This window comes from Micromonospora sp. WMMD975, assembly GCF_029581215.1.
Lineage (GTDB): Bacteria > Actinomycetota > Actinomycetes > Mycobacteriales > Micromonosporaceae > Micromonospora.
This window is the reverse complement of sequence record NZ_CP120739.1, coordinates 653,267-666,812: the sequence shown is the minus strand read 5'-3', so window position 1 is coordinate 666,812 and position 13,546 is coordinate 653,267. Positions and strand designations below refer to the sequence as shown.

8 protein-coding genes and 3 pseudogenes are annotated in these 13,546 nt (G+C 72.3%); 4 read left to right on the top strand and 7 right to left on the bottom strand.

Annotated features, from left to right (window positions below; genetic code table 11):
• Positions 1–76 precede the first annotated feature (76 nt).
• Positions 77–610 (top strand): hypothetical protein, encoded by a 534-nt coding sequence (locus tag O7613_RS03035; RefSeq protein ID WP_281584303.1) that lies wholly within the window; start codon positions 77–79, stop codon positions 608–610.
• Positions 611–614: 4 nt separating this feature from the next.
• Here the strand turns inward: O7613_RS03035 and O7613_RS03030 are convergent, their stop codons facing one another.
• From O7613_RS03030 to nrdR, 5 genes and pseudogenes are all read right to left on the bottom strand, one after another.
• Complete coding sequence (locus O7613_RS03030; protein ID WP_282291947.1) at positions 615–1,550, bottom strand: DUF2332 domain-containing protein; 936 nt, start codon at positions 1,548–1,550, stop codon at positions 615–617.
• A 185-nt stretch (positions 1,551–1,735) separates the two neighbouring features.
• Positions 1,736–4,162: pseudogene (locus O7613_RS30740) on the bottom strand (vitamin B12-dependent ribonucleotide reductase); the annotation flags it as partial.
• A 189-nt stretch (positions 4,163–4,351) separates the two neighbouring features.
• Positions 4,352–5,245 (bottom strand): annotated as a pseudogene (locus tag O7613_RS30735) (LAGLIDADG family homing endonuclease); the annotation flags it as partial.
• Positions 5,234–5,686, bottom strand: a pseudogene (locus tag O7613_RS30730) (vitamin B12-dependent ribonucleotide reductase); the annotation flags it as partial. The pseudogenes O7613_RS30730 and O7613_RS30735, both read right to left, overlap by 12 nt.
• A gap of 65 nt (positions 5,687–5,751) precedes the next feature.
• Positions 5,752–6,252: a transcriptional regulator NrdR gene (gene nrdR / locus O7613_RS03020; protein ID WP_281584306.1), complete on the bottom strand. Its 501-nt coding sequence runs from the start codon at positions 6,250–6,252 to the stop codon at positions 5,752–5,754.
• A 344-nt stretch (positions 6,253–6,596) separates the two neighbouring features.
• Between nrdR and O7613_RS03015 the strand changes: the two genes are divergently transcribed.
• Both O7613_RS03015 and lexA read left to right on the top strand, forming a co-directional pair.
• Positions 6,597–7,592 (top strand): aminoglycoside phosphotransferase family protein, encoded by a 996-nt coding sequence (locus O7613_RS03015; protein WP_282291944.1) that lies wholly within the window; start codon positions 6,597–6,599, stop codon positions 7,590–7,592.
• 142 nt (positions 7,593–7,734) lie between these two features.
• Positions 7,735–8,517, top strand: a complete 783-nt coding sequence (lexA, locus tag O7613_RS03010; protein ID WP_281584308.1) for a transcriptional repressor LexA — start codon at positions 7,735–7,737, stop codon at positions 8,515–8,517.
• A 54-nt stretch (positions 8,518–8,571) separates the two neighbouring features.
• Here lexA and O7613_RS03005 read toward each other — a convergent pair whose 3' ends face one another.
• Both O7613_RS03005 and hflX read right to left on the bottom strand, forming a co-directional pair.
• Entirely contained in the window at positions 8,572–10,320 is a 1,749-nt protein-coding gene (locus O7613_RS03005) for a hypothetical protein (protein ID WP_282291940.1), read from the bottom strand.
• A 50-nt stretch (positions 10,321–10,370) separates the two neighbouring features.
• A complete protein-coding gene (hflX, locus tag O7613_RS03000) occupies positions 10,371–11,861 on the bottom strand; it encodes a GTPase HflX (protein ID WP_281584310.1) in 1,491 nt (496 codons plus the stop codon).
• 171 nt (positions 11,862–12,032) lie between these two features.
• Here hflX and O7613_RS02995 point away from each other — a divergent pair, with 171 nt between their 5' ends.
• On the top strand, positions 12,033–13,505 hold the full coding sequence (locus O7613_RS02995) for an NAD-dependent malic enzyme (protein ID WP_281584311.1): 1,473 nt from the start codon (positions 12,033–12,035) through the stop codon (positions 13,503–13,505).
• Positions 13,506–13,546: the final 41 nt, after the last annotated feature.

Below are 13,546 nucleotides of genomic sequence, written 5' to 3'. Positions count from 1 at the left end.
CGGGACACGTCCCCCCATGAGATCCGGGGGTAGCGACGCGTTGCTACGGTCCCCCGCGACCGTCCAAGGAGGACAGATGACGAGATCGGCCGCAATGCTCGTGGTCACCGGTGCGCTCCTGGCCACCGCCGGCTGTGCCGCGGACGAGACAGCGCAGCCGGATGAGCTTCGCGACCCCTGCGCGTTGCTCCCGACCGACCTGCTGGCCCGCCTCGCGCCCGGCGCGCAGCCCAGCGCCGCGGCGAACCTCGGTGACCGCAGCGGCTCGCGGGAGTGCGCGGTCGACCTGACCAGCGGCACCTCGATGCGCGGCGACCTCGCCGTCACCGTGGCCGTCGACGCCGGCGGCATGTACGACGACAGGTGGCGACGGGACCGGTGCGCGCGGATCGCCACCGACCTGACCGACGCCGGGCCGGGGGACGCCTCCTGCGTGGCGGTGAAGGCGTGGGACGGCGGGGAAACCCGGTTCGACGGCTGGGCCTGGCGGGGCGACCACTACGAGGTACGCGTGGCGTACCAGGTGGTCAAGCCGCAGACGCTGCCCGCCGGTGCGGAGGCCGACCTGCGCGGGGTGCTCGCCTCGGCGGTCGACTCGCTGCCGGCCTGAACCGTCAGCCGAACCAGGTGACCGCCTGCCCGTGGCCCCGGGTCCAGGCGAGGGGACGGCCGTCCAGCGCGAGCACGTTGTGGAACCCGCCGCCCGGCGGCGCGGGCAGCTCCGCGTGCGGCAGGACGGCCGGATCCTCGTTGGCGAGCCAGTGCCCGGGCAGCGTCCGCACCAGCTCGGTGAAGGCCGCCCGGCGCTCCACCGGCACCTGGTAGAGCACCGAGCTGTGGAACACCACGAGCGTCGCGCCGGCCGGGGCGCGCGCCGCCAGCGCCGGCAGGTCGTCGACCAGGTCGCCCCGGACCAGCAGCGGCGGGTCGGCCGCCGCGACCGCCGCGGCGGCCCGCAGCCGGTCCCGGCGGTGCGTGTGCTCCGGCCAGATCAGCGCGTCCAGCCAGGCCAGGTCGGCCGGGTCGGTGACGTCGAGCGGGTGCACGTCCAGCCCGGCCCGCCACACCACCTCCGGCCGCCGGTCCGGCGGGGCGGCGCCGCTCAGCGCGCAGTCGAGCACCGGCTCGCCGTCTCCGACCCGCCGGTCGCCGTAGCGGTAGGCGTACCGGTCGGGATAGAGACACAGGCCGGCTGACGCGCCCACCTCCAGCAACGCCAGCGGTTGCGGCAACGCGGCCAGCGCCGGGAGCAGTGCCGCGCAGCGCCCGGCCTCGTTCGTCTGCGTCGCTCGGACCCGCATCTGCGCCGCGACGTCCGGCCAGTGCGCCACCACGTGCGCACGGAATGCCGCCGGGTCGTCCACCGGGCCGCCGCGCAGCCGGACCACCCCGAAGAGCAGGTTCGGCTGGCGTTTGGCCGCCGGCAGCGTGTCGAGCAACGCGAGCAGCTCCGGGTCGCGCGCCACCGCCACCGACAACCGGTGGTACGCCGGGGAGACGTCGCGCGCCTCGCGGTCGGCGAACGCCTGATAGATGTCAGCCGTGCTCATCCCCCGAGCATCGCAGCCCGCGCCGGCCCGCGCTGGCCCGCGCGGTGGGCTTCGCCGCCAGGTCCGGGAAATCGCCGGGTCGAGGGCGGGTGGATGCCGCCGTTTCCCCGAGATGGAGTGGATCACGAAGCGCCGCGAGCGCGGCAGGGGATTCCCTGCCGCGCTCGCGGGACGTGCGGTGAACGTCAGCTACAGCCGCTCGTGGAGCCGCAGCCCTCGCAGACGTAGCAGCTACCGGCCGGCCGCATCTTCGTGCCGCAGGTGAAGCAGAGCGGCGCGTCGGCGGCCTTGCCGATCACCGCCTCCAGCAGCTCGGTGCTGGAGCCCACCGTCGGTGCGGGCTTCACGGCGGCGACGTCGGCCAGCTCCTGCGCCGGCTGGGCCACCGGGCCGGTCGTCGGCTCGGGCGCCTCGACCGGGGCGGAGGCGGCCATCGCGGTGAGGTCCGCACCGCTCGCCTCCGCCTCCGCCTCGGCCCGGAGCTGGGCGGCCCGCTCCTTGGCGGTGAAGATGCCCAGTTCCGCGCGGCGCTCGTACGGCAGGAAGTCAAGCGCCAGGCGACGGAAGATGTAGTCCATCACCGAGGCGGCCATCCGCACGTCCGGGTCGTCGGTCATGCCGGCCGGCTCGAAGCGCATGTTGGTGAACTTGCTGACGTACGTCTCCAGCGGGACGCCGTACTGGAGACCGATGGAGATGGCCACCGAGAAGGCGTCCATCACGCCGGCCAGGGTCGAGCCCTGCTTCGACATCTTCAGGAAGACCTCGCCGAGGCCGTCGTCCGGGTAGGACGAGGCGGTGAGGTAACCCTCCGCGCCGCCGACCGAGAAGGAGACCGTCTGCGACGGGCGCTTCTTCGGCAACCGCTTGCGCACCGGGCGGTACTCGACGACCTTCTCCACGACCTTCTCGGCGACGGCGGCCTCGACCGCGGCCTCGACGGCCGCCTCGACGACTGCCTTGTTCGGCTTCGCCACCGACAGCGGCTGGCCCACCTTGCAGTTGTCCCGGTAGATCGCCAGCGCCTTCAGGCCGAGCTTCCAGCCCTCGAAGTAGATCTTCTCGACGTCCTCGACGGTCGCCTGCTCCGGCATGTTGACCGTCTTGGAGATGGCGCCGGAGATGAACGGCTGGACCGCCGCCATCATCCGCACGTGCCCCATCGGCGCGATGGACCGCTCGCCCATGGCGCAGTCGAAGACCGGGTAGTGCTCCGGCTTCAGGCCGGGGGCGTCCACCACGTGCCCGTGGTCGGCGATGTGCTCGACGATCGCCTCGACCTGCTCCTCGGGGTAGCCGAGGCTGCGCAGGGCGCGCGGCACGGTCTGGTTGACGATCTGCATCGAGCCGCCGCCGACGAGCTTCTTGAACTTCACCAGCGCCAGGTCCGGCTCGACACCGGTGGTGTCGCAGTCCATCATCAGGCCGATGGTGCCGGTCGGGGCGAGCACGCTCGCCTGCGAGTTGCGCCAGCCGTTCTTGTCGCCGAGCTTGTTGCCCAGGGTCCACTGCTTGGTCGCCTCGCGCTGCACGGCGGTGCCCACGGTGCCGGTCGGCCGGATGCTGTCGTTGGCGGCGGCGTGCTTGCGCATGACCCGCTTGTGCGGCTCGGCGTTGCGGGCGTAGCCGTCGTACGGGCCGACAATGCCGGCCAGCTCCGCGGAGCGGCGGTAGGCGGTGCCGGTCATCAGCGAGGTGATCGCCGCCGACACCTCCCGCCCCTGCTCCGAGTCGTACGGCAGGCCGGAGGCCATCAGCAGGGCGCCCAGGTTGGCGTACCCGATGCCGAGCTGCCGGTAGGCGCGGCTGGTCTCGCCGATCTTCTCGGTCGGGAAGTCGGCGAAGCAGATCGAGATGTCCATCGCGGTGATGACGAGCTCGACCGACCGGACGAACTTCTCCACCTCGAAGCCGCCGTCGGCGCGGAGGAACTTCATCAGGTTCAGCGACGCCAGGTTGCACGAGGAGTTGTCCAGGTGCAGGTATTCCGAGCACGGGTTCGACGCGGTGATCCGCCCGGTCTCCGGGCAGGTGTGCCAGTCGTTGATCGTGTCGTCGTACTGGAGGCCCGGGTCGGCGCACTCCCAGGCGGCCGTCGAGATGCTCCGGAACAGGTTCTTGGCGTCGACCGTCTCGATGACCTGGCCGTCGAGCCGGCCGCGCAGGTCGAAGCCGCCGCCGTTCTCCACCGCGGTCATGAACTCGTCGGAGACGCGGACCGAGTTGTTGGCGTTCTGGTACTGCACGCTGACGATGTCGGCGCCGCCCAGGTCCATGTCGAAGCCGGCGTCCCGCAGCGCGCGGATCTTGTCCTCCTCGCGCGCCTTGGTGACCACGAACTCCTGGATGTCCGGGTGGTCCACGTCGAGGATGACCATCTTCGCCGCGCGCCGGGTGGCGCCGCCGGACTTGATGGTGCCGGCGGAGGCGTCCGCGCCGCGCATGAAGCTGACCGGGCCGGAGGCATTGCCGCCGGAGGAGAGCAGCTCCCGGGAGGAGCGGATCCGGGACAGGTTGACGCCGGAGCCGGAGCCGCCCTTGAAGATCAGCCCCTCCTCCTTGTACCAGTCGAGGATCGAGTCCATCGAGTCGTCGACGGCCAGGATGAAACAGTTGTGCACCCGGAGGTTGCCGGCCAGGAACTCGCCGCTCTCCGTCTGGATGTCGTAGACCTCCATCGCGCCGATCGGCTCGATGCGGTCGATCTCCAACCGCTTGACGCCATTGGCCGGCCGGCCCGCCTTCGCGAAGCTCTGTTCGAGCTTGGCCATCTTCTCCGCGCCGACGAACCCGATGTGGGTGGCGAACAGGTCCCGGTCGCCGTCGTTCTGGATCCGGACCGTCCAGCAGTCGTTGCGGTCCGGACGCGGGTCCCGCTTGCGCGAGACGCGGGAGAAGATCCCAAACCGCAACAGCAGGCTCTGTACGCCACGGATCAGCTTCTCCGAGACCATGTCCACCGCGACGAGCGTCGAACTCTCCCGGGCCGACACGTAACCCTCGGCCTGGAAGATGCTGCGCAGGTAACCGGCGACGACCGGCAGCGGCGCGGTGAACAGCCGCTCCGGCACGCTCATGTCGACGCCACGGGTGAGCAGATCCCACTTGTCCACGAACGGGCGCAGGTGCTCGCCGTAGAGGCGGGTACGCCGGCAGTCCAGTTGGTCGCTCTGCGTCTGCACGGTGCGCTCGTGCCGGTGGACGTCGGCGAAGACCTCGTCGAGGGTGCCGGTGACCCAGTCCAGCTCGTCGTCGTTGGCGGTCATCGCCTCGATGGTCAGCGACCGGTTCGTGCCCTTGTCGTACTGGCCGACGAACCCGTCCGACTGCAGCCAGCCGGCCAGCGCGGCCTCACGGATCTCCAGTAGGTCGATCTCGCTCTCGCCGTAGGCGTACGTGCGGTGCCACTCGAGCTGATCGCCAGGGTTGAGGGTGCCGGCCTCCACCCAGGCGCCGGTGCCGGCGCCGGTGCTCTTCCAGACCACGTGGTCCGGGGTGACGTCGAGGGTGTAACCCGCCTTGGTGTGCAGTCGGAGAACCTCGCGCACCCCGTTGGCCTTGACGGCGACGATGCTGGTCAGACCGTTCGCGTCGTACACCTTGGTGCCGACGGCCCCGTCCTCGACAAGCTTCCCGATCGGGACCAGCCCGGCCGGCGTGCTGACCAGCGAGTCGTACGGGAGGCAGGCGCTCACCTGCTGCGGCGACGGCGTGCCGACGTTGAACCAGACCGGCGAGTTGAAGCTGAACACCTGGTGCAGCAGCATCCAGGTCAGCTCGTGCGCGAACACCTCGGCGTCGGCCGGGGAGGCGAAGTAGCCGTACTCCTCACCGGCGGTGCGGTAGGTGTCGACCACCCGGTCGATGAGCTGCTTGAGCGACCACTCCCGTTCCGGGGTCCCCACCGCGCCCCGGAAGTACTTGGTGGTCACGATGTTGGCCGCGTTGACCGACCAGGACTCGGGGAACTCCACCCCGCGCTGCTCGAAGTTGATCGAGCCGTCCCGCCAGTTCGTCATCACGACGTCGCGGCGCTCCCAGGCGACCTCGTCGTAGGGGTGCACCCCCTCGGTCGTCCAGACGCGCTCGATCTTCAGCCCCGCCCCGGCCTTGTTCCGTGACTTGCTTGTCGTCACGCCCTCGCCCCCTCGTCGGCACGGTCACCCACCGTGCCTGCTCACACTGTCGGAAATCAGAAATGTCAGCTGATCGCGCCGGCGGCGTCGGCCGCCGGCGCGTCGGCGCCGTCCCGGGCGCGCGCGGCGGCCCGCAGCGTCTCGATCTCGTGCTCGAAGTCGGCGAGCGAGTCGAAGGACCGGTAGACGCTGGCGAACCGCAGGTAGGCCACCTCGTCGAGATCACGCAACGGGCCGAGGATGGCCAGCCCCACGTCGTGGCTGGGGATCTCGGCCGCCCCCTTGGCGCGTACGGTCTCCTCGACCTTCTGTGCCAGCAGCGCGATCGAGTCGTCGTCGACCGGTCGGCCCTGACACGCCTTGCGCACCCCGCCGATGATCTTCGTGCGGCTGAACGGCTCGGTCACCCCGCTGCGCTTGACCACCGCGAGCACCGCCTCCTCGACGGTGGTGAACCGCTTGCCGCACTCCGGGCAGGATCGCCGTCGTCGGATGAGCTGGCCGTCGTCGGCCTCCCGCGAGTCGACCACCCGGGAGTCGGCGTGCCGGCAGTACGGACATCGCATCGCCCAACCTCCTTTGATCGACCACGGGCACCACCACCGGCTCCCGGGCACGCGTCGACACGGCGGAGCCATCCTTCGATGACTGTCGCCGGGTGCGCGAGATGGGAGTGCGTTCGGTAGTCGAACCCAACCTGTAGGCAACTTACGCCCGTGTCACTACTACATCTAGGGGTTGACCGTATGCCGTCCCCCAAGCGAGGTCAAGTTGGCCGGAGTGTCCGGCGCGTCACCCGTCGACGATCCCAACGCGCCCCGACCACCCCCGGTCACGGCACATCGGGATGGAACACCCGTTCGACCGAAATCGCCTCGCCCGACGGCGTCCACCGGGCTAGGTTGCCGGCGTGAGCGCAGACGTGATCGACATCAAGTGGGACGCGCCGGGGTGGCGCGAGTCCGCCTCGCACTGGGTGGCGGAGCAGCTCGGCCGGCACGGCCGGCGGGTCACCGGGCCGGTGCAGGAGCGCGTACGCCCGTGGTCCCTGGTGTGGCGCGTGCCCACCGGCGACGGCGACGCCTGGTTCAAGGCCAACAGCGACGGCACCCGCTACGAGGCGGGCGTGCTGGCCGCGCTGTCCCGGCTGGCGCCCGGCCGGGTGCCGGACCCGCTGGCGGTGGACGCGGGCCGGGGCTGGTCCCTGCTGCCGGACGGCGGCCCCACCCTCCGTGACGTGCTGGCCGTCGAGCCCGATCCGGGCCGCTGGGAGCGGATCCTCCCGGTCTACGCCGACCTGCAGCGGGCGAGCGCCGCGCACGCCGGTGAGCTGCTCGCCCTCGGCCTGCCCGACCACCGGCCGGAGGCACTGCCGGGGCTCTTCACCGGCCTGCTGGGCGACTCCGACGCGCTGCTGCTCGGCCGGGACGGCGGGCTCACGCCGGAGTTCCTCGCCCGGCTGCGCGCCCACGCCGACCGGTACGCGCGGGACTGCCGGCGGCTCGCCGACCTCGGGGTCGAGCCCACCGTGCAGCACGACGACCTGCACGACGGCAACGTCTTCGTCGCCGCCGACGGCCCACGCTTCTTCGACTGGGGGGACGCCTCCCTCGCCCACCCGTTCGGCACCCTGCTGGTGACACTGCGCTCGGTCGCGCACGCCTTCGAGCTGCCCGCCGGTGACCCGGTGCTGCTCCGCATGCGGGACGCGTACCTGGAGGCGTGGACCGACAGGCACGACCGGGCCGTCCTGCGGGAGGCGGCGGCCCTGGCGACGACCGTGACCACGGTCAGCCGTTCGCTGTCCTGGCGACGGGCCCTGCCGCCGGCCGACCCGGCCCGCGCCGAGTACGCCGCCGCCGTCCCGGGCTGGCTGGAGGAGCTGTTCGCACCGGCTCCGCTCTGACCCTCGCCGCGCCCGACTCGCGGGGCGACACGCCGACGTCAGGTCGTACAGATGTTTGAAAAAGGCCGATCTTACCGTTACGGTCGGACCATATGCACCACGAGCCGACGAGGCACCCAGCGCCGACCAGGGAGGGACGGACGTGACCGAGGACCGGGCCAGCCGGCAGAAGAACCCGCAGCCGATCGACGGGGCGGGTCCGCCGGCGTCCCGTCGCCCCCGCACCGCCCGTAGCCGCGCCGTCCAGCCCGCGGTGCGCCCGGTCACCCCGGTGGTCAGCAGCTTCCCCGACCCGGCGACGGTCGATCTCACCGCCCGGCAGCGCCGGATCCTGGATTTCATCCGCACCTGGGTCGAGCGCCACGGCTACCCGCCGAGCGTGCGCGAGATCGGCGAGGCCGTCGGCCTGGTCTCCCCGTCCAGCGTCGCCTACCAACTCAAGGAGCTGGAGAAGAAGGGCTTCCTGCGCCGCGACCCGAACCGACCGCGCGCGGTCGATGTCCGGGCCCCGAGCGACGTCGACGACGAGGCCGCCCGGGCGCAGCGTCCCGCCCCGGCCTACGTGCCGATGCTGGGCCGAATCGCCGCCGGCGGGCCGATCCTCGCCGAGCAGGCCGTGGAGGACATCTTCCCCCTCCCCCGCGAGCTGGTCGGCGAGGGCGAGGTCTTCATGCTCCAGGTCAAGGGCGACTCGATGCTCGACGCGGCGATCTGCGACGGCGACTGGGTGGTCGTGCGGCAGCAGCCCAATGCCGAGGTCGGCGACATCGTGGCGGCCATGCTCGACGGCGAGGCGACCGTGAAGACCTACCGGCGCCGCGACGGGCACGTCTGGCTGATGCCGCAGAACCCGGCCTTCGACCCGATCCCCGGCGACGACGCCACCATCATGGGCCGCGTGGTCGCGGTGCTGCGCCGGATCTGACCCACCGACTTTCGTGAGGGGTGACCGCGGCGGCCACCCCTCACGAAAGTCGTCTCAGTAGCGGTCGCCCCGGTGCTCCCGGCCGCCGGAGACCGGCCCGTACCCTCCGTGGCCGTCGTCGCGGCGGGCGCCGCGCGGGTCCCGTGGGCCCGGCTCCCGGCGCGGCGGCTCGGCCCGGCCGCCGTCACTCCGCCGGCCCCCGCCGCCGGGCTGCCCGTGGCCGGCGCTCCCCGGGCCGCCGCCACGGCCGCCCGGACGGGCACCGCCCGGACCGCCGCCTCCGTAGACACCGCCCTGACCGGCCCGCTCCCCGGCGCCACCGCCCGGACCGGCGCCACCGCCGTAGACCCCGCCGCCCTGGGGGCGACCCCCGCCCTGGGGGCGCCCGCTCTGGGGGGCGCCGCCACCATGGGGACGACCACCGCCCTGGGGGCGCCCACCCTGGGCGCCGCCGCCGCCCTGCGGACGGCTGCCGCCCTGCGCCCCACCGTGGGGCGCGCCGCCATAGACCGCGCCTCCCTGGGGCCGGCCACCGCCGTAGACCCCGCCGGCCGCCGGCCGGTTGCCGTTCGCGGCGCCACCGTAGACGCCGCCGCGCGGCGGTGCGCCTGGCCGGTTGCCGGGCGCGGGGCCGCCGCCCACCGGGAATTCACCGCTCCGCTCGGGCGCGTCGGCCGCGGCGACGGGCGCCGGCTTGCGCCGGGCCCGCAGGATGCCGAACACGCCGGCGCCGACCAGGAGCGCGCCGAGCACCCCGACCGCGGCGATCAGGTACGTGATCTCGTCGAGCGAGAGCCCTTCCAGCCAGGACTTCTGTGCGGCCGGCTTGGTCTCGGGGTTGCCGCCGTTGGGCAACGCCTCCGCCCCGGTGGTCGACGGCGTGTAGCCGAGGATGTCGATCGGGTCCGCGTCGTCGAGCGAGCCGCCGTCGGAGACGGTGACGAACGACTTGCCGTCCGGGGTGTAGGAGATGGCCTCGCCGAACGGGTCGGCGAGCGGGGTGATCCGGGGCTTGCCGCCGGTCAGCGCCTTGACGATGTCGCCGCCGGCCACGTCGAACTCGAACGCGTCCGCGTACGTGCGGATCACGACCTTGCCGCCGTCGGGTGCGCGACCGGCGCCGGTGACGAGCGCCCGACCGGGCGAGCCGAGCTTGTTCTCCGTGTTGGTCCTGGGCAGCGTGAACTCGCCGACCTTCTTCATCGGAACCGGCTCGAGGTCGGCGCCGGCCTTCAGCTTCACCGTCGGCGTGAAGATCTCCGACGTGCCGGAGAGGTCCTTGGTGATCACCAGCGGCATACCGTCGTCGCCGACGAGCAGCGCCTCGGCGTCGTGCGGCTCCTTGCCCGGATAGCTGAGCCGGTGCAGGACCGGCTCCTTCGACCCGCTCAGCGGCATCGTCCAGACCGCGACGCGCTCCCGCCGGGTCTTCTTCTCGATGTTGTCGCCGGTGTCGGCGATCCAGAGCGTCTTGCCGTCCGGCCCGAGCGCCAGGTCCTCGGTGTCGAGGGGTCCGTCACCGGAGTATCGGACCTCCTTGTCGACCTTGCACTTGGTGGTCAGGTAGAAGACCCGCTTGCGGCTGGGATCGTCGGAGCCGTCGTTGATGACGACGTAGCCGTCGCTGGTGGCGACCAGGCCGGACAGCTCGCGAAGGCGGTCGTCGGAGACCGTGCACTTCTTCTTGGGAGCCGCAGCCAGGACCGGGGCCGCGCCGGGCGCCGCCAGTGCCGGCCCGGCCGGCGCCACGACCGCGCCGACCAGGCCGAGCGCGAGCGTGACCGAGGAGACAACGTGCCGCATGGGGCTCAGTGTCGCACGACCCCAGTTTCCGGCGGGTGACGCCGGACGGCTCACCGCCCGACGCCCACCCGTTCCTCGCTCGTGAGGCGGTCCCCGGCGCGGTAGGGGGCCAGCTCGGCGGCGAGCGCCTGGCTCACCCGCACGTGCAGCAGCGTGCCCTCGGGCAGGTGTGCGGTGCTGAGCACCTCACCCTGTCGGTGCGCCCGGGCCACCAGGTCACCCCGGTCGTACGGGAGCACCGCGCGGACCTCGACGGCGGGCCGCGGCAGCAGCCGTTCGATCGCCGCGCGCAGCTCGTCGATCCCGCGCCCGCGGTGCGCGGAGACGAACACCGCCTCCGGCCAGAGCCGCTTGAGCCGCAGCATCGTCTCCTCGTCGGTGGCGTCGGTCTTGTTGACCACGAGCAACTCCGGCAGCCGGTCGGCGCTCACCTCGGCGAGCACCTCGCGGACCGCGCGGACCTGTTCCTCCGGGTCCGGGTGGGTGCCGTCGACCACGTGCACCACCAGGTCGGCGTCGCCGACCTCCTCCAGCGTCGAGCGGAACGCCTCGACGATCTGGTGCGGCAGGTGCCGGACGAACCCGACCGTGTCGGAGAGCGTGTAGAGCCGACCGTCCGAGGTGGTGGCCCGACGGGTGGTCGGGTCCAGCGTGGCGAACAGCGCGTCCTCCACCAGCACGCCCGCCCCGGTGAGACGGTTGAGCAGGCTGGACTTGCCGGCGTTGGTGTAGCCAGCGATGGCCACCGCGGGCACCGCGTTGCGGGAGCGCCGGGCGCGCTTCGTCTGTCGTACCGTGGTCATGCCCTTGATCTCGCGGCGCAGCCGCGCGATGCGGTGCCGGATCCGGCGCCTGTCGGTCTCCAGCTTGGTCTCACCGGGACCACGCACGCCCACGCCGCCGCCGGCGCCGCCACCGCGACCGCTGCCACCGGTCTGCCGGGAGAGCGTCTCGCCCCACCCGCGCAGGCGCGGCAGCAGGTATTCGAGCTGGGCCAGCTCGACCTGCGCCCGGCCCTCCTTGCTCTTGGCGTGCTGGGCGAAGATGTCGAGGATCAGGGCGGTGCGGTCGACCACCTTGACCTTGGTGCGCTGTTCGAGGTTGCGTAGTTGCGACGGGGAGAGCTCACCGTCGCAGATCACCGTGTCGGCGCCGGTGGAGAGCACCACTGCGCCCAGGTCGTCGACCTTGCCGCGACCGATGTAGGTGGCCGGGTCCGGCCGGTTGCGGCGCTGGATCAGCCCTTCGAGCACCTGCGAGCCGGCCGTCTCGGCCAGTGCCGCGAGCTCGGTCAGGCTGTTTTCCGCGTCCGACTGGTCGCCCTCGGTCCAGACGCCCACCAGGACCACCCGCTCCAGCCGGAGCTGGCGGTATTCGACCTCGGTGACGTCTGTCAGCTCGGTGGAGAGGCCGGGGACCCGCCGCAGCGCCTGCCGCTCCGACAGCTCGTAGTCACCGGTGGTGGTGTCGAGCTCGTCGTCCTCGAAGGGTTGGAAGGTCTCCTGCTCGCGCAAACTGCGTCTCCTGTCCGTTATGTGCATCGCCGGGAATTTTCGGCGCGTGACAGCAATCCTGACATGTGGCAACGCCTGGCGCACCCGGGTTATGCCCGTGGCGCTACCCACCGGTAGCGGGCCCGGATGCCGGTCGGGCCGGCCGGGCGGGTAGAAATGCCAGTCGAGCCGCTCAGCGTCGACGGAGGAGTAATTTTCGTGGCCATCACCCGACTGCCGAGTGCCGGATTCTCGATCACGATCCGGATCGCGGTGCCCGCAGACGCCTCCTCCATCGGCCGGCTCACCACCGCGGCGGGCGAGGCCGGCGCCATCGTGACCGCGCTGGACGTGGTCGACTCCGACCCGACAAACGTGATCGTCGACCTCACCTGCGACACCGCCGACGCCACCCACGCCGACCAGGTCGTCGACGCGCTCACCGGGCTCGACGGGGTGGACGTGCGCAAGGTCTCCGACCGCACGTTCCTGCTGCACCTCGGCGGCAAGATCGAGGTGAGTTCCAAGGTCGCGCTCCGCAACCGTGACGAGCTGTCGCGGGCGTACACCCCGGGGGTGGCCCGGGTCTGCATGGCGATCGCGGAGAACCCGGCGGACGCCCGCCGGCTCACCATCAAGCGCAACACGGTGGCCGTGGTCAGCGACGGCTCGGCCGTGCTCGGCCTGGGCAACCTCGGGCCGGCCGCCTCGCTGCCGGTGATGGAGGGCAAGGCGGCGCTGTTCAAGCGCTTCGGCGGGGTGGACGCCTGGCCGGTGGTGCTTGACACCCAGGACACCGACGAGATCGTGGCGATCGTCAAGGCGATCGCGCCCGCGTACGGCGGGATCAACCTGGAGGACATCGCCGCGCCGCGCTGCTTCGAGATCGAGGCCCGGCTGCGCGAGGCGCTGAACATCCCGGTCTTCCACGACGACCAGCACGGCACCGCGATCTGCGTGCTCGCCGCGCTGACCAACGCGCTGCGCGTGGTGGGCAAGCAGCTCGCGGACGTCCGGGTCGTGGTCTCCGGCGCCGGCGCCGCCGGCACCGCGATCATGAAGCTGCTGCTGCGCCAGGGCGTGGGCGACATCATCGCGTACGACCGGCAGGGCGCCCTGCACCGCGGCCTGCCCGACCTCAACCCGGCCTGGCAGTGGCTGGCGGAGAACACCAACAAGGAGAGCTACGCCGGTGACCTGGCCGGGGCGGTACGCGGCGCGGACGTGTTCATCGGGGTGAGCGCCCCGAACCTGCTCACCGGTGACGACGTGGCCGCGATGGCGAAGGACGCGATCGTCTTCGCGCTCGCCAACCCGGACCCGGAGGTGGACCCGCGGGAGGCGCGCAAGCACGCCGCCGTGGTGGCCACCGGCCGCTCGGACCAGCCGAACCAGATCAACAACGTGCTCGCCTTCCCGGGCGTGTTCCGCGGCATGCTCGACGCGCACGCCGAGGAGTTCACCGAGGAGATGGCGATCGCGGCGGCCCGGGCGATCGCCGACGTGGTCGGCGAGGAGAAGATCAACCCGACGGTGATCGTGCCCAGCGTCTTTGACGCGCGGGTGGCCCCCGCGGTGGCCGCCGCGGTGCGCGCCGCCGCCCAGAACCCGGCCGTGACGCCGCCGCCGGCCGCCGACCCGGGCCCGTCCGACCTCCCCGAGATCGCTGCCAACGCCAGCGCCACCCCCTGACACCGACCGCCGCGCTGTCCGCTGCGAGATCTTGGATGGAA